General features: G+C 44.2%; 19 protein-coding genes and 4 pseudogenes. 18 read left to right on the forward strand and 5 right to left on the reverse strand.

The annotated features are described in order from the left end of the window. Window positions 1–15: 15 nt before the first annotated feature. The 13 genes and pseudogenes from JCM19055_RS22640 (at window position 16) to JCM19055_RS31215 (ending at window position 8,996) form a co-directional block, all read left to right on the forward strand. A complete protein-coding gene (locus JCM19055_RS22640) occupies window positions 16–525 on the forward strand; it encodes an ABC transporter substrate-binding protein (RefSeq protein ID WP_052365892.1) in 510 nt (169 codons plus the stop codon). Beyond that, window positions 525–1,546: pseudogene (locus JCM19055_RS22645) on the forward strand (ABC transporter substrate-binding protein). The gene JCM19055_RS22640 and the pseudogene JCM19055_RS22645 overlap by 1 nt, the downstream one beginning before the upstream one ends. A gap of 18 nt (window positions 1,547–1,564) precedes the next feature. Further along, window positions 1,565–1,945: an ABC transporter permease gene (locus JCM19055_RS28400; RefSeq protein ID WP_265181777.1), complete on the forward strand. Its 381-nt coding sequence runs from the start codon at window positions 1,565–1,567 to the stop codon at window positions 1,943–1,945. After that, window positions 1,899–2,513 carry an ABC transporter permease gene (locus tag JCM19055_RS28405; protein ID WP_265181778.1) on the forward strand — a complete coding sequence of 205 codons (615 nt, stop codon included), beginning with the start codon at window positions 1,899–1,901 and terminating at the stop codon, window positions 2,511–2,513. Before JCM19055_RS28400 ends, JCM19055_RS28405 begins: the two co-directional genes overlap by 47 nt. A 14-nt stretch (window positions 2,514–2,527) precedes the next feature. Continuing rightward, entirely contained in the window at window positions 2,528–2,818 is a 291-nt protein-coding gene (locus tag JCM19055_RS28410; RefSeq protein WP_265181779.1) for a hypothetical protein, read from the forward strand. Window positions 2,819–2,862: 44 nt separating this feature from the next. After that, entirely contained in the window at window positions 2,863–3,270 is a 408-nt protein-coding gene (locus tag JCM19055_RS28415) for an ABC transporter permease (protein WP_265181780.1), read from the forward strand. Between the two features lie 192 nt (window positions 3,271–3,462). After that, window positions 3,463–4,401, forward strand: a complete 939-nt coding sequence (locus tag JCM19055_RS04075) for an ABC transporter ATP-binding protein (protein ID WP_305047330.1) — start codon at window positions 3,463–3,465, stop codon at window positions 4,399–4,401. Next, complete coding sequence (locus tag JCM19055_RS04080; protein WP_042358660.1) at window positions 4,376–5,368, forward strand: ABC transporter ATP-binding protein; 993 nt, start codon at window positions 4,376–4,378, stop codon at window positions 5,366–5,368. The genes JCM19055_RS04075 and JCM19055_RS04080 overlap by 26 nt, the downstream gene beginning before the upstream one ends. Before the next feature lie 12 nt (window positions 5,369–5,380). Further along, the gene (locus JCM19055_RS28420; protein WP_265181781.1) at window positions 5,381–6,478 is read left to right on the forward strand and encodes an AMP-binding protein; all 1,098 of its coding nucleotides are present in this window, start codon (window positions 5,381–5,383) and stop codon (window positions 6,476–6,478) included. Beyond that, a complete protein-coding gene (locus JCM19055_RS28425) occupies window positions 6,435–7,070 on the forward strand; it encodes an AMP-binding protein (protein WP_265181782.1) in 636 nt (211 codons plus the stop codon). The genes JCM19055_RS28420 and JCM19055_RS28425 overlap by 44 nt, the downstream gene beginning before the upstream one ends. Further along, window positions 7,057–7,272 carry an acetyl-CoA carboxylase biotin carboxyl carrier protein subunit gene (locus JCM19055_RS04090; protein ID WP_042358662.1) on the forward strand — a complete coding sequence of 72 codons (216 nt, stop codon included), beginning with the start codon at window positions 7,057–7,059 and terminating at the stop codon, window positions 7,270–7,272. Before JCM19055_RS28425 ends, JCM19055_RS04090 begins: the two co-directional genes overlap by 14 nt. A 55-nt stretch (window positions 7,273–7,327) precedes the next feature. Then, window positions 7,328–8,541: pseudogene (locus JCM19055_RS22655) on the forward strand (class I adenylate-forming enzyme family protein). A 221-nt stretch (window positions 8,542–8,762) separates the two neighbouring features. Next, a complete protein-coding gene (locus JCM19055_RS31215; protein ID WP_370542996.1) occupies window positions 8,763–8,996 on the forward strand; it encodes a hypothetical protein in 234 nt (77 codons plus the stop codon). Window positions 8,997–9,136: 140 nt separating this feature from the next. Here the strand turns inward: JCM19055_RS31215 and JCM19055_RS04100 are convergent, their stop codons facing one another. Beyond that, window positions 9,137–10,696 carry an acyl-CoA synthetase gene (locus JCM19055_RS04100; protein ID WP_265181783.1) on the reverse strand — a complete coding sequence of 520 codons (1,560 nt, stop codon included), beginning with the start codon at window positions 10,694–10,696 and terminating at the stop codon, window positions 9,137–9,139. Window positions 10,697–11,168: 472 nt separating this feature from the next. On the opposite strand from JCM19055_RS04100, the gene JCM19055_RS28430 reads away from it, so the two are divergent. Both JCM19055_RS28430 and JCM19055_RS04105 read left to right on the forward strand, forming a co-directional pair. After that, complete coding sequence (locus JCM19055_RS28430; RefSeq protein WP_265181784.1) at window positions 11,169–11,402, forward strand: hypothetical protein; 234 nt, start codon at window positions 11,169–11,171, stop codon at window positions 11,400–11,402. Further along, window positions 11,402–12,643, forward strand: a complete 1,242-nt coding sequence (locus tag JCM19055_RS04105; protein WP_265181785.1) for an amidase — start codon at window positions 11,402–11,404, stop codon at window positions 12,641–12,643. Before JCM19055_RS28430 ends, JCM19055_RS04105 begins: the two co-directional genes overlap by 1 nt. 55 nt (window positions 12,644–12,698) lie before the next feature. Here JCM19055_RS04105 and JCM19055_RS26185 read toward each other — a convergent pair whose 3' ends face one another. The 3 genes and pseudogenes from JCM19055_RS26185 to gnd form a co-directional block, all read right to left on the reverse strand. Further along, window positions 12,699–13,667, reverse strand: a complete 969-nt coding sequence (locus JCM19055_RS26185; RefSeq protein ID WP_052365896.1) for an FGGY-family carbohydrate kinase — start codon at window positions 13,665–13,667, stop codon at window positions 12,699–12,701. Further along, window positions 13,667–14,215, reverse strand: a complete 549-nt coding sequence (locus tag JCM19055_RS26190; RefSeq protein ID WP_052365897.1) for an FGGY family carbohydrate kinase — start codon at window positions 14,213–14,215, stop codon at window positions 13,667–13,669. Before JCM19055_RS26190 ends, JCM19055_RS26185 begins: the two co-directional genes overlap by 1 nt. 19 nt (window positions 14,216–14,234) lie before the next feature. Then, window positions 14,235–15,133, reverse strand: a pseudogene (gnd, locus tag JCM19055_RS04115) (phosphogluconate dehydrogenase (NAD(+)-dependent, decarboxylating)). A 371-nt stretch (window positions 15,134–15,504) separates the two neighbouring features. Here gnd and dgoD point away from each other — a divergent pair. After that, complete coding sequence (gene dgoD, locus JCM19055_RS04120) at window positions 15,505–16,653, forward strand: galactonate dehydratase (RefSeq protein ID WP_042358663.1); 1,149 nt, start codon at window positions 15,505–15,507, stop codon at window positions 16,651–16,653. Window positions 16,654–16,687: 34 nt separating this feature from the next. Next, window positions 16,688–18,036: pseudogene (locus JCM19055_RS04125) on the forward strand (GntP family permease). A gap of 42 nt (window positions 18,037–18,078) precedes the next feature. Here the strand turns inward: JCM19055_RS04125 and JCM19055_RS04130 are convergent. Then, window positions 18,079–18,927 carry a MurR/RpiR family transcriptional regulator gene (locus tag JCM19055_RS04130; protein ID WP_052365898.1) on the reverse strand — a complete coding sequence of 283 codons (849 nt, stop codon included), beginning with the start codon at window positions 18,925–18,927 and terminating at the stop codon, window positions 18,079–18,081. A gap of 711 nt (window positions 18,928–19,638) precedes the next feature. Between JCM19055_RS04130 and JCM19055_RS04140 the strand changes: the two genes are divergently transcribed. Then, window positions 19,639–20,052, forward strand: coding sequence for a hypothetical protein (locus tag JCM19055_RS04140; RefSeq protein WP_042358668.1), 414 nt, complete (start codon window positions 19,639–19,641; stop codon window positions 20,050–20,052). The last annotated feature ends 12 nt before the right edge of the window (window positions 20,053–20,064 follow it).

Raw genomic sequence — 20,064 nt, forward strand, 5'->3', positions numbered from 1 at the left:
AAAGGGAGATCGTGTATGCGTGCAGCACATCAGATGCTATTCGGAACTGTAATTTTGTCAGCGCTTTCATTAGCAGGTTGTTCTAACGATGAACGTGTCGGTGCCACAAGCGAAGTAAAGGAGCATGAAAAAGTAATCGTCGCATACAGCACCGATTTAAACACATTTGACCCTGTGTTTGGAAGTGCAGGAAGTGATCATTCGCTTCTTTATCCGCTCTATGACACGCTCGTTTCCTTTGATGAAGATTTATTGCCACAACCAGGGTTAGCAGAAGAGTGGGAGTATTTGAATGATACGACACTTGAGCTTCGTCTCCGAGACGGGGTAACGTTCCATGATGGGTCGGTGATGGACGGGGAAGCGGTTGCTTTTAATCTCGAACGAGCCGCTTCAGAAGAATCGTACATTAGTGACTTGAACGCTGTTGAGTCTGTTGAAGTTGTTGATGACCTGACTGTTCGTCTTCACTTGCAATACCCAGACTCATCGATTGTTCTTGCACTAGCTGACAGGGCGGGATGATGGTATCCCAAGAAGCGATTGAACAAAACCCTGATCAAATTCAACGAGCGGGAGTTGGGGCTGGACCGTATGAACTCGTGGCTTGGGAAACAGGTGAAAAACTGACGTATCGGAAGTTTGATGATTATTGGAATGAAGCGAACCGAAAGCCGAGATCCTAGAAATTCAAGTGATGCCAAATCAAATGACGAGAATGAACGCATTGCAAACCGGTGAAATCGATTTTGCAATGAGGTTACCTCCAGGAGAGATTACGAGCTTGTCTGACGAAGAAAAGTTTACGATTGTTGAAGGCTCGGCCGTTCCAGTCAATATACTCTATTTAAATCTGACGAGTGCTCCGCTTGATCAGAAGTCCGTGCGACTTGCAATGCAACATGGCATTGATCGTGCCGCTTTAAATGAAGCCATTCACTTTGGGCAAGGAGAAGTGGCATATCAGCCGTTTCCAAGTAGTTATTGGGTTCACGATGATGCATTGAACGACTTGTATGATCCTGATTATGCTCGTGAAATCTTAGAGGATGCTAATCTCGTTGGGACAGAAGTGACGATTGCTCATTATCCAGAAGCATATGATGAGCGAGTGATTGATATTCTGCGACATCAGCTATCTGAAGTTGGCATTGTCGTGAACGGTCAAGCGATGGAGGTTCAAGCGGGAATCTCCGCCTATTTTGATGAAAAGTCTGTACCTTCATTCTTGTCACAGTGGACAGGAAGACCGGATCCGCAAATGACGATGAATATGCTCTACCACTCATCTAGTTATTACAATACGGGAAGTTATTCGACTGAGGAGATTGAGAGCTTATTAGCTGAAGCTGCAGGTACAATCGATAATCCTGAACGACGCGCAGAGATTTATGGAAAAGTCAATGAAATTGGACTGAAAGAAGAAGCAATATTTATTCCGTTAACATTTCAACTTGATATCGTGGGCATGAGTACTGACGTGAAAGGATACGAACCGAACATGCTCGGTAAGCCGAAATTTCAAATGCTTTATAAAGAACCGTAAGGAGAGGGGGAAAACACGATGTTTTTGCGGTTTCTCACGAAACGTTTGCTCTATGTAATTCCAATGCTTTTCATTACAACGTTTATTGTGTTTTCGTTTATTCTTCTCATTCCAGGTGATCCAGCTCTCGCGATACTTGGAGAGAATGCTTCTGATGAGAATTTGGCGCAACTACGTGCACAGCTTGGGTTAGATCAATCGTTACTCGTTCAATATTGGAACTGGTTGACGAGCGCACTCGTTGGAGATTTAGGCGAATCGTTCTTTACTGGGGAATCTGTTCAAGAGGCTGTTTTTTTCAAGGATGGGTATCACATTCCAGCTCGTAACGACAGCGATTGTAATTGCCTTTGTGTTCGGTACAACATTGGCGATCGTTTCGATGATGAAGCCAGGTAGTTGGATTGATGAGTTCGCTCGACTTGTAAGTACGATGGGGACAGCAATTCCGAATTTTCTCCTTGCGATGCTGTTACTTGCAGTTTTTAGTTTATCTCTCGGTTGGTTGCCGGCGACAGGCTTTATCAGTTTGTTTGATGATCCAATCGGTTTCGTACGCTCTGTGTTGCTACCATCTATCGCACTCGGTGCCGTTGGGATGGCGCAGATTACAAGACACATGAGATCTGCATTAATCGAAGTTTTTGAAAGCGATTACATTCGGACGGCATTCTCCAAAGGGTTGTCCGTTCGGCAGACGATTTTCCATCATGGGATCCGTAACGCGATCTTACCTGTGGTGACGACAGTCGGTATATTATATGGCAACCTTATGGGCGCAACGGTCGTCGTGGAGACGATTTTCTCAATTCCTGGCATTGGTCAGCTTGCTGTAGATTCGATCATGCAACGAGACTTTGCGATGCTACAAGGCGTTGTACTCGTCATGGTTGTAATTATTATTGTCATTAACTTTACGACAGACATCATTTATTCGCTTCTCGATCCAAGAATTAAGTATGAATAACTAGGGGGGTCTACGTGACGGGTAAAGAAATGCTCCGCCGTTTTATGAGGCAACGAGCAGCTTTTATTAGTGGTATTTTTGTTGTTCTACTCATTGTCGTTGCATTGTTCGCGCCATGGTTGGCACCGTATCCACCCGATTTACCGAACTATGACCGCGTCATGGCCGGTCCTAGCCTCGATCATTGGCTCGGGACGGATGAACTCGGTCGCGACGTGTTAAGTCGATTGATGTACGGCGCACAAGCGGCCATTCAGGCGGCACTGATCGCGATCATTATCCTCTCGTCATCGGCGTCCCTTTAGGGATTCTATCTGGATATCTTGGCGGGGTCTTTGACGAAGTGTTTATGAGAATTGTAGACGGAATTTTAGCGATTCCAGCAATCCTTTTAGCTCTAGGTATCACGGCAGCACTTGGGGTGAACTTGTGGAATGCGATGATTGCAATCGGAATTGTTTTCACACCGCAATTTGCACGCTTGGCAAGAAGCCAAACGCTACAAATCCGCAGTGAAGCGTACGTGTACGCGGCAAAAGTGTCAGGTGCTGGGGCGTTCTGGACAATGGGGAGACATATCATACCGAACATATCACCGCCGATCATCGTGCAATCATCGTTTAACATGAGTTTTGCAATTTTAGTCGAGGCATCATTAAGTTTCTTAGGGCTTGGCGCACAGTCTCCGCAGATTAGTTGGGGTGGTATGATTCAACAAGCGTACAGCTTAATGTACATGAACCATGGCTCATCTTAGCACCGGGAGTCGCGATTATGTTGACGATGCTTGCTGGCAACATTATGGGCGATGGCCTTCGTGTTGCGCTTGATCCGAAGTTAAAGAAAGTGTAGAGAGGAGGATGGGTAATGTCAAAGCGAGAAACGTTACTTGAAATCAACAATTTAAGAGCGTTTGCTGAAAAAAACTGGAGAGCTAAGAAGTCAGCTCGTGAACGGTGTGAATTTTCGGATTGATAAAGGTGAAATTGTTGCTCTCGTAGGGGAATCAGGATGTGGAAAGAGTGTTACTGCACTTTCAATCTTAGGGTTAAATGCGGCATCAATTGAGTATGAAAGCGAGAGTGAAATACGTTTTCACGACGAGAATTTGTTGCAGTTGTCGGACCGTAAACTTCGTAAATTGCGAGGGAATGACATCTCAATGATTTTCCAAGATCCGATGTTTTCATTGAACCCTTTAAAGAAGATTGGCAAACAAATGACCGAAGCGTTGCTTCAACATAAAGCAGCAGACGTCCGAACGGCTCGGCAAGATGCAGAGAAGATGATTGAACGTGTTGGAATTACGGATCCGAAACGCCAGCTTGATAACTATCCGTATCAACTGTCTGGTGGAATGCGTCAACGAGTCATGATTGCGATGGCTCTCCTCTGTAAACCCGAACTGTTAATTGCTGACGAACCAACGACCGCTTTGGATGTAACGATTCAAGCGCAAATCTTAGAAATTATGAAAGACTTACAACAAGAGCTGGACGTGAGTATTCTCCTCATTACGCACGATTTAGGAGTTGTTGCCGAAATGGCGGACCGGGTCGTGGTCATGTATAGCGGGCAAGTCGTTGAAGAAGCCGACGTGTATGCTTTGTTTGAACAGCCCTTGCACCCGTACACGAACGGACTGTTAACGAGTGTTCCAACGCTTGAAGGTGAAAGTGATGAGCGTATTTCAGCAATTCGGGGGACAGTCCCTAGCCCACAGGAGTTGCCAAAGGGCTGTAACTTCTATGATCGTTGCACCCGTCGGACAGATCGTTGTAAAGAAGAGGAGCCACTGCTCACCAATCATGGTGGGCGAAACGTTGCGTGTTGGCATCCTGTCGTGGAAGGGGTGAAGGATGATGAACGAACCGCTATTAGAAATTAGTAGACTAAAAAAATACTATCCGAAGAAAGACGGACTCTTTCAAGGAAAGAAAAACTGGATTAAAGCGGTAGATGGTATGAATTTAACGATAGGAAAAGGGGAAACGCTCGGGCTTGTTGGTGAGTCAGGATGCGGGAAATCAACGACCGGACGAATGATTGTCGGTCTAGAAGACCCAACGGAAGGCACCGTTTCTTTTAAAGGAAACGATTTAAGCCGCGTGGATAAACGAGAGCTTGGTAAGCAAATGCAAATGATTTTCCAAGACCCGTTTTCTTCTTTGAACCCGAGAATGAAAGTGTCGGATGTTATTGCTGAACCTCTTCGTTTACACAAGGTCGGTTCAAGAGCAGAACAACAAAATCGAGTCGATGAGTTGCTTGAACGCGTCGGATTACGTTCAGAACATGGAAGGCGATATCCGTCAGAGTTCTCCGGTGGACAACGACAACGAATTGGAATAGCCCGGGCAATTGCATTATCGCCGTCGCTGATCGTCTGCGATGAACCAGTCTCAGCGCTCGACGTTTCGATTCAAGCGCAAGTGTTGAACTTACTAAAAGACTTACAAAAAGAACTCGGCGTATCGTATCTATTCATCGCCCACGGTATCCAAGCGGTGAAATACATTAGTGATCGAATCGCAGTTATGTATCTCGGTAAGGTCGTTGAAGTGGCTAGTAAGGATGAGTTATTTAGAAATCCGAAACATCCGTACACAGAGTCGCTGCTGTCAGCGGTACCGCGTCCAGATCCGAAGCTTCGTGGCAGAGATCGGATTATTTTAAAAGGCGATTTACCGAGTCCGGAAAATCCACCGAGTGGTTGTCGATTTCATACGAGGTGTCCGAAAGTGATGGACGTGTGTAAGCAAGTTGAACCTTCACTTCAAGTTACTAGAGACGGCACGTACGCTGCTTGTCACTTAGTAAGCGAAGCCGAAATGAAACAACCGCAGGAAGCATAAGGAGGAGTGGATATGAACGAGCAAGATTACGAAGAAGAAATGCAAAAGCGCGTGCTAGATTCCTGGCCAGAAGGCTTACCGAAAGCAGCGACGTATCCATTTGGAGAAGTTCCACTCACCGAGTATTTAAGAAGACGTGCTGTGGAGACGCCAACGAAAACGTGCATTAATTATTACGGCTATGAACTTTCATTTGCGGAGCTTTATGATCGTAGCCAACGTGTTGCAGCGTACCTTCGGAGTAAAGGCGTAAGCACGGAGGACCGGGTAGCTGTTTATTTGCCAAATTGTCCTCAGTTTATTATTGCTTTCTACGGTATTCTTGCTGCTGGTGCGGTTCATGTTCCTGTAAATCCGATGTTCAAAGAACATGAGCTTCGCCACGAACTAGAAGATAGCGGGACCGTTGCTGTGATTACGCTTGAAACGCTTTATGATTCCATTAGCCAAGTGTTAGCAGGAATTGAAACGATTGTGACAACATCTTTGTCCGAATACATCGTGGAACATCCGACACTTCCGCTACATCCTGATTTGAAGACCGCAAAGTTACACGCACTGCCGACGGATGATTGGGTTACGGAAGTGCAGACCGTTGCACCGCTACACGATGACTACAGTTCACTCGATACGTTAGCTGCCCTCAACTATACGGGCGGTACGACAGGAATGCCTAAAGGGTGCATGCATACACAAAGGAACATGCTTTATACGATGGCGAACAGTTACGTGTACAACTACAACTTGAGTGAAGATGACGTACGCCTTGGCTATATGCCCGTCTTTTGGATCGCAGGAGAAAATGCAGGTGTTCTTATGCCTGTTTTTAGCGGAGCAACGCTGATTTTATTGTACCGATGGGACAAAGAAGCTGTGTTTCAAGCAATTGAAACGTATAAGGTCACCTCATTTGGCGGCGTGACCGACAACATCGTGCAGTTGATGGAAGACGAAACGTTTCATGATCGTGATTTATCGTCACTTACAATGACGACGGTCAGTTCCTTCATAAAAAAAAGTAACGAAAGACTACCGAGAACGATGGTTCAAAGCAACGGGTACGATCATGCGCGAGACGTCATTTGGCATGACCGAAACCCATACGAGTGATACGTTCACGCAAGGCATGCAAACGAGCCATTTCGATTTAGAAAGTCGGCCGATTTTCGTCGGTTTACCAATGCCTGGAACGAAAGTAAAGATTGTAGATTTCGAAACGAAGAATCGTTTACCACTCGAACAAGAAGGGGAAATTGCCATCTCAACACCGTCGCTAATGAAAGGGTATTGGGGCAAAGACGAGACGTTCGGAGAGTGGTTTTACACCGGTGACATCGGTGTAATGAGTGAAGCGGGTTATCTACACTACATTGGTCGCAAGAAAGACATGTTAAAAGTAAACGGAATGAGCGTGTTCCCGGCAGAGCTGGAGCACATCATTAGTCGCCATGAACACGTCAATGCTTGCGCTGTTGTCGGCAAAGCAGACGACGATAAAGGGCAGATTCCAATTGCATTTATTCAACTACGTTCACAAGCGACACAAACAGAGATTGAGAAGTTTCTAAAAGAAAATCTTTCAGGCTATAAAGTACCAGAAGTCATTCTCGTTGATGCAATGCCATTAACGACAACAGGAAAAATAAAAAAAGAAGTCTTACGTACAAGACTTGAAAAGGAGAATAACCATGCCAGACATTAAAGCATCTATGAGCGGGAGTGCTTGGAAAGTGCTCGTAAAACCAGGAGACGTCGTTAAAGTAAAGGATGAAGTCGCCATATTGGAATCAATGAAAATGGAAATCCCGATTGAAGCAGAGGTCGAAGGAGTGGTTTCAGCAGTGTTGAAACAAGAAGGAGACTTCGTTCAAGAAGGCGACGTTATTGTCAAACTCAAAGGATGATAGGAGGAATTGGATGAATAGCTTTGGAACGCAAGAAGAGTTAGTTCATCGACAAATGGAGCATTGGGCAGCGATTCAACCGAACCATACGTTTGTCTATTACGGAGAGCAACGGAAAACGTTGACATATAGAGCCTTTAACGAACGGGTCAATCAAGTGGCGAACGGTTTGTTAGAAGAAGGGATTGCGAAAGGGGATCGCATTTCAGTTTCATGAAAAACCCACTCATGACGACAGTGGCGATGTTTGCGATTTGGAAGTGCGGTGCAGTGTTCTGCCCAATTAATTTCAATTTTAAAGGAAAGCTACTTAGCTATCCTTTAAACGATACGAATCCGATTATTTTAATGACTGAGCGTTCTATGGTCGGACGACTTAATGACATTGCGTACGATGTGCCGTGCGTCAATGCAATTGTATACAGTCCATCATTTCGCGACCATGATTATGAGGAATCTTCTGCAAAGGAGCACCTTCATTCAATTTATAATGAGAAAGATTGGAGCTTAGTCGTTTCTGAAAACCGTAATAATCCGAGTGTTGAGTTGAACTATTTTGATATGGCGAACATCATTTATACGTCAGGGACGACAGGTCCAGCGAAAGGGGTTGTCCAATCGCACCGCTGGGTGTACGGATACACACGCGGGCTTCGTAGACTCGTGACGAGAGAAGACGTTGTATACAATGACTTACCGTTGTATCACGTTGGCGGAGCGTTTGCGAACATTGCGAGAGCTGCTTTTGTAGGAGCTGGAATTGCCCTGTATGATAAATTCAGCCCGACGCAATTTTGGAAACGGATCAAAGATAGTCAAGCGACCTGTGCAATCTTACTAGATGTTATGATTCCATGGCTCATGAATGCGGAGACGAAAAACACCGACCGTGAAAACACGTTAAACAAAGTACACATGCAGCCCCTTCCGAAGTATCATCAAGAAGTCGCTCATCGCTTCGGATTTGATGTGATCACGTCTGGATTCGGGCAAACGGAAGTGGGCAATCCACTGTCTTCGGCAATCGTACATGGACTTGATGGCAAAGGCACACCTGGCTATTTACGAAGGGGCTATACCTTAGATGAGATGATAGCCTTGTTAAAAGACGACGGTGTACCAATCATGCGGGGGGATGAAGTCAACGAAAAAGGATTTATGGGAAAGCCAAATGCCCATTTTGAATTGGCGATTTTAAATGAATACGATGAGGAACAACCGCCAGGCGTTATTGGTCAAATCGCTTTCGCCCTCAATTACCGTCACTAATTCTGACGGAATATTTTAATAAACCAGAATCAACGACAAAAGCATTTAAAAACCTCTGGTTCCACTCCGGAGACGCAGGCTACCTTGGATTAGATGGTTACTACTATTTCGTCGATCGTCTAGGAAGTGTCATTCGTTGTCGAGGTGAGAAGATCTCCTCTTATCAGCTAGAAGATATCATCAATGGCCATGAGGACATTAATTTAACCGCAGCGTTCCCAATTCCCGCAAAGCAAGGGGATGAAGACGACGTTGCTATCTATTGTGAACGAAAACCAGGCGCAACGATTTCTGAAGATGAATTACAAACTTGGTGCATCCAACAAATGCCGAAATACATGGTGCCTACGTATATTCGGTTCATTGAGGAGATCCCTCGTACACCGACGAATAAGATTGAGAAATATAAGTTAAGGGAAATGCTTCTTAGTGAGGCGCCAGTTCAAAAAAATTAACCTCTCCAGAGTTGGAGAGGTTTTTAATGCTTCGTAAGAGTATAGAAATATCGAGCTAAGAAATAATCTAAACGTTTATTGTCGCAATTTAAACCGCTGAATCTTCCCACTTGTCGTTTTAGGCAATTCATTCAAGAACTCTACTTTTCTTGGGTATTGATGCTTGGATAGTTCGTTTTTACGTGCAGACTTAGTTCTTCACCGAGCTCATCGCTAGGGCTAGAGTGTTTACTTAAGACGACATAAGCTTTGACAATTTCGCCTTTTTGTTCGTCTGGTTCACCGACGACGGCTGCTTCTGAGACGGCGGGGTGTTCGAGTAAAGAGCTTTCGACTTCGAATGGTCCGATTCGGTAGCCGGAACTTGTAATAATGTCGTCGGATCGACCTTGGAACCAGTAATATCCTTCTTCATCTTTTAATGCGAGATCTCCGGTTAGGAACCACTTTCCGCTCATTTTTTCTGCGGTTTTCTCTTCATTGTTCCAATATCCTTTGAAGTAATAGCCATGGTTCGTTGTGTCAATCGCGATTTCACCGACTTCACCGTCAGGTGTTGGATTCCCTTGTGCATCAAGTAGTGAAATGGTAAATCCAGGCGTTGGGAATCCCATGGAGCCGTTTTTAATCTCCATCGTAATCGCATGGTAGTTGTTGATGACCATACCGACCTCGGTTGCACCGTAATGATCATGAATCGTTATACCAAGATGCTTCTTGAAAAAGCGAATGACCTCTGCATTCAGTGGTTCTCCAGCGCTGCTTAATTTCTTCACTGATAGCGAATGTTTAGTGATATGCTCAGGGCCATCTTGTACCATCATTCGATAGGCAGTAGGCGCATAGGCGAAGTTCGTCACATTGTATTTTTCCATTAAGCGATAATAAGTTTCGCTATTTGGACGACCTTTGTACATGACAATCGGAATTCCAAAACTTAATGGGTTGAAGATCGAATTCTGCAAGCCATATGCCCATCCAGGGTCGGCGCCACCCATAAAGATATCGCCTTCTTCATAGGCAATTCCGTATTTCGAATACGGGTAAGTGCTGAGTAAGATTTTGTGAGCGTACACGGCTCCTTTTGGCATGCCTGTTGATCCTGAAGTGAATTGAATGACACAAGGGTCGGTTAACGATGTTTCTTCAACGTCGTAGTCTTCAGGAAATTCATTAATGAGCGAGTGAAAGTCGAGTGAGGGAGTATCTGGGTTGTCGATGACGATGACTTTACTTGAGTGATCAATCGTTGATAGTTTTTGAGATTGTTCATGATTAGTAATGAGGACTTTGCTCTCAACGTTTTCCAACCGATAAGAAATTGCGGAGGAGTTGAAAGCTGTAAATAAAGGAACATAGATGGCACCGATTTTCCATGTCGCTAAAACGGTAACGACAAGTTCGATATCCTTACCTAGAAGACATGCCACTCGGTCACCTTTCTTTACGTCAAGAGACTTTAAGGCATGCGCCAGTTGGTTTGATTTGTCACGTAGCTGTTTGAATGTATATTCGACTTGTTTACCAGACTCGTCTTCCCAATAAACCGCGATTCGGCTATGATTCTCTGCCCAACGATCACAACATTCGTGACCCATGTTAAACTTCTCCTCTGGATTCCAATCAAACGCTTGATAGGCTTCGTCCCAAGAGAATGTTGAATTTAATTGATTGTAGTTCATTTGCTTTTCAGCATACATAGTAGATCACCTCGGTAGATTTAATGGATCGTGATAATTGGAATCTTAAAAGTAGAATCTAATCTAAGGTGTAAGTACGATATACATATTAAGCGCTTACAAAGTAATATTCACTTCTGGTACTATGAGACAGTTGGAATAGGAAAGGATATCTATAATTCCCATCTTTTTGTAAATTATAGATGTTAGACTTTGAATGTCAAGTGGGGAATTGAATTTGCGGTTGAATTTAAACGTGTACGTTATTGCTTTCAGGAATCAGTTTGTTGAAATCATAAAGTAGTAGGCTGCATTCTATTGCCCCTTTTCATCCCCATGACAGATCCCCTACCAAACTCTCCCCACCTTCTCATAAACTTTTCTATAATGAAACGATGAAACCAGCAGGAAATTTACAGTGCAATCCGTAATTACATATAGAAGTAGATGCGAGCTCTATACCTACCCATACAACGAGAATGGAGTGACCACATTGAACAAAGCGATGAGTTGGACTGAGTTGGAACGTTATGATGCTGTAGGTCTTGCGGAACTTATTGAAAAAGGTGACGTTACGGCTAGTGAAGTGGCGAAACAGTCGCATGAAGCGATTCGTGCATTGGATGATCACGTCAGAAGTGTTATTGAAGTGTTTGAAGATGTCGTAGAGAACCTTCGAAAGACGGGACGAACCTTGAAGGTTCATTTAAAGGGGTTCCATACTTAATGAAAGATTTAGGACCTACGCTTGCTGGTAGACTCCAAGAGATGGGCTCTAAGTTAATGCAAGGAAATCGAGCGGAAGTAGATAGTTTCTTAACGTCAAAGATTCGCAAATCTGGGCTTAATGTGATTGGGAGAACGACAACACCAGAGTATGGCTTGTGTAGCTCGGCGGAAAATCCAGAGCTTTATGTGACTCGTAATCCGTGGAACCAAGACTATACGAGTTGCGGTTCATCAGCGGGCTCATCGGTAGCCGTCGCAGCAGGAATGGTACCGTTGGCACATGCATCAGACGGTGGGGGATCGATCCGCATTCCTGCTGGCGTCAATGGCATTATCGGTATGAAGTCATCCCGAGGTGTGTTATCGGTCAGTCCGAATGGGTCAGACTTGATGGGTGTCGTCTCAACACAAGGGTGTGTGTCGAGAACGATTCGTGATTCTGCCATATTTTATGATGAATGCCGAGGAGGTGCGCCTGGAGAGTTTATGCCATATTGGGCGCCTGAACAATCGTATTCGAGCTCGATTGAACATGATCCGAAGCCACTGCGTATTGCGGTCTCTCATGAATGGGGCGATTATAAAGCCGATCCACACATCGTCTCTGAATTGACCCGTACAGCTGAATTTCTAGAAAGCCTTGGTCACCACGTTGAATGGCAAACACCGAAGGTTGATTTCTATAAAGCCTACCAAGCGCAAACGGACTGTTACATTATGAACTTCTCCCAAGTAATCGCAGGCTTAATGGAACAAAAAGGGCTAAAAGAACCTCCTTCAGACTTGATAGAACCGATGTGTATTCGTGTATGGGAAGAAGGCATTGATGCAACGTATTCAAAGCGTGCGGCGATGCAAGCGCAATTTAATGATGTGTCTCGTCAAGTTGGAACATTCTTACAAGAGTGGGATATCATTCTTACCCCGACTATGGCGAAACCGACTCCGAAAGTCGGTACGAAAGAGTACATGACAACAAGTGAGGAGCCAAACGTCTATGACTGGTTCCAGAATTTGTGGAGCATCTTTTCATTCACCCCGATCGCAAACGTGACAGGGATCCCAGGTATCTCATTGCCGATGGCAACACTAGAGAACGGGCTACCACTCGGTATGCATTTCTTAACTCGCCAAGCGAATGATGGGTTACTTTTGCAGCTTGGTGCTCAGATTGAGCGGGCATTAGACGGTACGTGGAACAGGGGAAATAAGCCGGAAGTGCATGTGTCGAAGTTGTAAAAAGATCAGCATCCTGTAAAGGGGCGTGACATAAAAAAGTTCGGCTCATTATGGATCAATGAGCGACTTTTATACCTAGATCCGAACGCCTTTTTTTCTGTTGCAACGCATACAGACGCTCATAATGTGGAGATAAGCTTCGGATTAATTCGAGATACAATGAGCTGTAATCGCGATAGAGTGATGTCGAAGTTTCGTTTGGGATCACTTTCTCATCCACGTGTTGATGCTGTTTGAAATGAGAAAGTGACTCAATGTCGCCGAGTGTATACATGCTTAGAATGACGGCGCCGAGCGCGGAGCTTTCGTAAGACTTCGCGAAATGAAGCGGCTGGTCGAAGATGTCTGCTGCCATTTGCTTCCAAGTCTCTGAGCGAGAGAAGCCTCCGGAAGCATAGATGGAACCAGGAAATCCAATTAATTCTTGTAAGGCGAGTAACACGCTGTAAATATTAAACGTAACCCCTTCAAGTGCCGCACGAATCATATCTTCTCGCGTATGTGTACGGGTCAGACCAATATATGAAGCCGTCGCTTCAGGGTTCCAAAGCGGTGCCCGTTCTCCGGTAAGAAATGGTATAAAGAACAACCCGTTTGATCCAGCAGGGACACGGTCAGCTAACGCTAATACCGTTTCTACTGCTTGATCACTAGAGACGGTTTCATCTTTTACGAGTTCTTCCACGACCCATTGCAGCGCAATGCCTCCATTATTAATGGGTCCACCGATAATCCAAAGGTCGTCAGTGAGTAAGTAACAGAACGTCCTTCCTTTCGCATCTACATGGGGTGTGGAAGAGGCGCTTCTTATGGCAGCACTCGTACCAATCGTTAACGCAACTTCTCCTTCGTTGATAGCACCGACTCCGAGGTTTGACAAAACGCCGTCACTCGCACCGATGATATAAGGAATATGATCCTTATAAAATGTAAAAGACGTTGGTACGAGTTCTGGAAGTTGTTCGATCGTAATCCCAGCATAGGTCACGATCTCTTGATCCCACGCACGTTCATGAATGTTCATCAACCTGTCGCACTAGCAATTGATTCATCCATGACGAATTCACCGAAGAGCTGATAGAAGATGTATTCTTTAATACCAATCACTTTGGCAGTACGATTGAGAAGCTCAGGTTTATGCGTTTTCAGCCATAAGAGCTTTGCAAAAGGAGACATTGGGTGAATCGGTGTACCGGTACGTTCATAGAACTGCTGACCAGAATCCGAATGTTGCAATGCTTTCGTCTCGGCTGAACTTCTTTTGTCCGCCCAGGTGATGAGGTTCGTTAATGGTCGCCCTTGACTGTCGACACACATCAGGCTGTGCATGGCAGAGCTAAAGCTGACTGCACGAAGTTCATGTACATCTTCATTAGAAAAGGCGATGGCTTGCTCAAGAACAGAGATGGTCTTCTTATAAATAAGATCAGGGTCCTGTTCGGCAGCATCGGGAGTTGGACTCTGCATCGGATACGTTTCGTATGCTTTATACCTCTCCTGACCTTTTTCGTCGAATACGACCGCTTTTACACCGGTTGTGCCGGTGTCAACACCGATATAATCAACATGCATCTAGATCACCTGCTTTTCGTTACTCGTTTTTCTCTACGGCATGCCCGCCGAATTGATGTCTTAGTGCAGCAACAACTTTTCCATGAAATGGATTTTCATCTAGGGAACGATAACGCATTAATTGTGACATGGCGATCACTGGCGCACTGGCTTGATAGTCAAGAGCGGCTTCCACTGTCCATTTTCCTTCTCCAGAAGAATGCATTACCCCTTTAATGCTATCAAGCTTCGGCTCTTCTTTGAAAGCTTCTGCGGTTAATTCCATGAGCCATCCACGAATGACAGAACCGTGGTTCCACATATCCGCGACGCTATGATAATCATATTCAAACGGGCCTTTTTCCAGTAACTCAAACCCTTCTCCAATGCTTTGCATCATGCCGTATTCAATGCCGTTGTGAATCATTTTCAAATAATGACCGCTTCCTACTTTTCCGGTAAGTAAAAAACCATTTTCGATTGTGATCACTTCGAAATTTCCTTTACGCGATCAGCGGCTTGTTCGTCTGCCCCAACCATCGCACATAAACCATTTCTAGCACCAGATACTCCGCCAGAAGTTCCGCTGTCCGCGAACAGAATTCCAGTCTCTTTTAATTGTTCATGGCGACGTAATGTATCTCGGTAATGAGCATTCCCTGCATCAATGATTAGATCATTTGGTGACAGCTTTTCACGGAGTTCTTGAAATACACTCTCGGTAATTTCACCGGCAGGAACGAGCAAAATGATCGTTCGTGGCGTTTCGAGCTTATTTAGCAATTCGTCAATTGTAGTTGCGGCTTGACCGCCAGCTTCTCTTAAAGCGTTCATCGTTTCTTCTTGTTGGTCCATTCCAACGACATCGATGCTACGGTCGATAAGTTGTAGGGAAAGGGGCAATCCCATCTTCCCTAATCCGATAATTCCTACGTTCATAAAAAAAACGCCTCCAAGTAGTGGTGTTACTTGTATGTTATTAAAATTATTTTCATTTGTAAATTAAAATAAGAAAATATATTTCATTTTATGTCGCTTAATGATACGATTCATACAATTACAGAAAAAAATGGTTACGATTCCATAAAGAAGATGAGCGATTCTCTCAATCATATACAGAATGTTAGATGATATATGTGATTTAAAGGAGGCTTTCATATCTAGTAGATATCTGCACAGCGTTCACAGGCATTGGCAGCTTAGTCGTCAGTGCAGAAGACGAAGTGAAGATGATTATTTTTCAATATTGTCTCTGAAAGCGCAATCATTAAAGGAAAGCAATCTTACAATAAGGGAAAGGGAGAGAATTTATGAAAATCGTAAGTTATGAATTGTTTCAAGTGCCACCACGCTGGTTGTTTCTTAAAGTCGAAACAGATGAAGGGTTGATTGGCTGGGGAGAACCGGTCATTGAAGGCCGTGCTGCAACGGTGAAAGCGGCAGTTCACGAGCTGATGGAATATCTTGTTGGGAAAAACCCACTTCATATTGAGGATCATTGGAATGTGATGTATCGTTCAGGGTTCTATCGTGGCGGTCCGATTTTGATGAGCGCCATTTCCGGGATTGACCAAGCGCTTTGGGACATCAAAGGAAAATATTATTCAGCACCTGTCCATGAATTGTTAGGCGGGAAAGCTCGAGAATCGATTAAAGTCTATTCATGGATTGGCGGCGATCGTCCTTCAGAAGTGGGTAAGGAAGCGAAGAAGGTTGTCGACCAAGGATTTACAGCAGTGAAGATGAATGGAACGGATGAACTTCAGTATGTCGATTCTTATGAAAAAATTGACCGTGTGTTGGAGAATGTAGCAGCGATTCGCGAAGCAGTTGGCCCCTATATCGGCATTGGCATCGACTTCCACGGCAGAGTTCACAAGCCGATGGCGAAGATTCTTGCGAAAGAATTAGAAGAGTTCCGCCCGATGTTCATTGAAGAGCCGGTACTACCAGAGAACAATGAAGCGTTGCGCGAGATTGCGAATCATACGGTCATTCCAATTGCTACAGGCGAGCGCATGTACTCAAAGTGGGATTTTAAGACGATTCTTAAAGATGGTTATGTGGATATCATTCAACCAGACTTGTCACATGCCGGTGGGATTACGGAGAATAAGAAAATTATTTCCATGGCTGAAGCATTTGATGTTGCGGCTGCACCTCATTGTCCACTCGGTCCGATTGCACTGGCTTCTTGCCTGCAAGTGGACGCAACGTGCCACAATGCCTTTATTCAAGAACAGAGCCTTGGCATTCACTATAACCAAGGGTCGGACTTACTTGATTATCTCACCGATGCAACGGTGTTCAATTATAAAGATGGACATGTGAAAATTCCTGATAGACCAGGGCTTGGCATCGATATTAATGAGGACCACGTCCGCAAAATGAGCGAAGAAGGTTACAACTGGCGTAACCCTGTGTGGAGACATGAAGACCGTAGCATTGCAGAGTGGTAGACAAAGAATAACTGGATAAAAGAAGGGATAAAACATGTCAGGTGTAAGTTTAATTCTTATTACGATCTTAGGGATCGGCTTACTTTTATACTTAATTATACGCTCCAAAATGCAAGCGTTTTTGGCTCTTTTGTTAGCGAGTATCTTTATTGGGTTGATGGCTGGTATGGATCCGATGTCGCTACTTGAGACAATCGAGGAAGGCATGGGCGGGGCACTAGGCTTTATCGCGATTGTAGTTGGGCTTGGTGCGATGTTTGGTGAAGTGCTCCGAACGTCTGGCGGTGCTGAAAGACTCGCGTTCACCCTCATTGATACGTTTGGTGAGAAACGTGCGCAGTGGGCACTCGGTTTTACCGGATTAATCGTCGCGATCCCAGTATTCCTTGATGTCGCGCTCGTAATTCTTATTCCAATCGTTTACAGCTTAGCGATGCGAACTGGAAAATCATTGCTGTTTTATGCGATTCCCCTTTTGGCAGGGTTAGCTGTCGCTCACAGCTTCGTCCCTCCGACACCGGGACCGATTGCAGTTGCGCAAATTCTAGGTGTAGATTTAGCGTGGATGCTGATCTTTGGTTTTGTCGCAGGAATCCCTGCGATGATTATCGGTGGACCGTTGTTTGGACGTTACATCGGAAATCGGATTCACGTTCCTGTACCTGACCACGTCATTGAACGTGCGGAAGCGGAAGGGCAAGAGAATAAGAATATGCCTTCGTTCAAACTGATTCTGTTCATTATCTTATTGCCACTTCTATTAATTTTGGCAAACACGATCGGTGAACAATTCTTAGAAGAGGGACTTCTTCAGGAAATTCTTATGTTTCTTGGTCACCCGTTCTTAGCATTAATTATTGCAACGCTGTTTGCGCTCCACTTCCTAGGGAGAAAACGTGGTGTATCGAAAGAAGAATTACAGAATATGTCTACAAAAGCACTCGAGCCAGCTGGTATTGTGATCTTAATTACAGGAGCCGGCGGGGTATTCAGCGAAGTTCTGATCCAAAGCGGTGTTGGTGATGTGATGGGTGAGCTCATGGCAAATTCTGGGTTCCCACTCGTCCTACTTGCCTTTCTAATTGCAACGGGTGTGCGAGTGGCGCAAGGTTCAGCAACGGTAGCAATGCTAACAGCAGCAGGCTCATCGCGCCAATTGTGAACCTTGTTGATTTGACGCAACCCTCACTTGCGCTCATTGCAGTCGCGATTGCGTGTGGTGCAACCGTATTGTCTCACGTGAACGACTCAGGATTCTGGCTCGTTAACCGATTCTTAGGAATGTCAGAAAAGGACACGTTAAAGTCTTGGACGGTCATGGAAACAATTATCGGCGGAGTAGGTTTTCTCGTCGTATTTATCCTCAGTTTCTTCTTCAATTAACAGACGCAAAAAGAGAGCAAAGATGCTCTCTTTTTTTGCGTCTTAGTATCTTTTCGTAGCGATGGACTCTCGAATTTTATCTAAATTATGAAGTGTCGTGTCTTTTAGTTGCAAGGCAGACAATACATAAAGTACGTCGATTAATGCGAGCTGAACCATCCTCGATGCCATGGCTTCAGAACGAAATAGGGATTCTCTGGCACTCGTCGTTAATGTGTAATCCGCAACCTTTGTTAATGGCGAAGAGGTATGCCCAGATATCGCTATTGTAACAGCACCGCCTGCTTTTGCCGTTTTTAGTGCGTCTACGACATCGCGATTACTGCCGCTATTCGAAATCCCAATGGCTGTGCTGCCTTCAGTTAATAAGGAGGCACTCATCATTTGCTGATGACTGTCGCTGAACGCTTGAATCGGAATGCCAAATCGCATGAATTTGTGATAAGCATCTTCGGCTACAACCCCAGAACCACCGGACCCATAGAGGTCAATGCGCTTGCTTTGGGTAATGATTGTCGCCACTGTCTGCAACGTTTCTTCATTAATAAGCGCCAATGTATCATCCATGGCACGCTTATGTTCAGTGAAGATTTTGGAAGCAAGTGTTGACACGTCGTCTTCGAAAGAAACCGACTCATGAATGTTGGCTTCTTCTTTTACAATTTGTCTGGCGAGTGAGATTTTTAAATCTTGAAAGCCTTGATAACCGAGACGCTTGCTGAAACGGTACACCGTAGCATCTGCAACACCACTGGCTTCCGCAAGTTCTGAAATTGAAAAGTAGACCGCTTTATCCGGAGAAGACAAAATGAAATCGGCCACCTTCTTCTCTTTGTCCGATAACGATGAATAATAAGAGCGAATCGTCTGTAAACAGGCGTTTGTCGTCAAAATATCCCTGCTTTCATGCTTAATCTATCTCGCAGTATAGCACAAGTGATATGGACATAGGAATGTAGCTTACGCTTTGTGTGAGCATGTATGTTACGGGTTTGAAGATGAACGGGAAATTCAGTACTTCTTAGATATTATATTTTTTTGAATTGTCTATATGTTGCTGGTGGGCTTTTGCTATACAATGTAATTATAGGATTAACGGAAGATTTAAACTCATAGAGATATGATAGAAACTCATGTAACACAACTTCTTTACAAACAAGAAGCGGGGATCTGATATATGAGAGCTTTTAAGCTTTTCTTATTAAATCTACAAAATGAGTTACCTAAACATCGCCAGATGATTAGGATCGGAAGCTATATGTTTTTTATCGTGTTGTCTTTTTTCGCTTTTATAATCACAACAATAAATTATTTCAATAACCCCTTAATCGAGGATCTATCTGCAAATCAGTACTATATTGCTCCCTTCATAGTTGGGTTTTTAGGCGCGGCAATCGTTCTAGTATTTGGTTTTTTTTCTTTACGAATGCTCTTCTTCTTGTATCATCAAAGAAAATTCGTTTTTTTAATGTTGAGATTGAATTTGATACGAATGAAATTGCCGAGAAAAAGGCAGGTCAGACGATCAATTACTTATCTAAAGTCATCGAATCTCATAGATATGCCTTAGCTAAAATGAGAGCCGAGGATCGAAGGTCTCATTTGGCGATCTTGACGGAAGTTATGAGGTCGTACCAAACGCAATTAAGAGCGGCATATGACGATCATGAAATTGAAGTGAAAGTATATACTGAAAGTCATGATTTTACTAAAGGGCAAAACTTATTAATCGCAGACCTTCAGCATTTAGAAGGTACACAAAAGATCGCCTATAAAAATCGAATCAAAAGAAAATCAACGAACTTAATGATTGCTGAAACAAAAGTAGAAGAAGTGGTAGAGGATGATGAATTGATTATCCCTTTCGAACAAACGGTGTATATCGTAGTTTCAAGAAACATCGAAGATCTGTTTGATGATTTGGATACGAATACACTTAAAGGCCTTATTCATTATGCAGAAGTGGTGAAGAACGAAATTGAAATGTTAGATATAGTGGAGTATGATTATGAGTAAGAATGATAGGGT

It is taken from the genome of Geomicrobium sp. JCM 19055 (assembly GCF_000698185.1).
Classification (GTDB): domain Bacteria; phylum Bacillota; class Bacilli; order Bacillales; family Marinococcaceae; genus Geomicrobium_A; species Geomicrobium_A sediminis.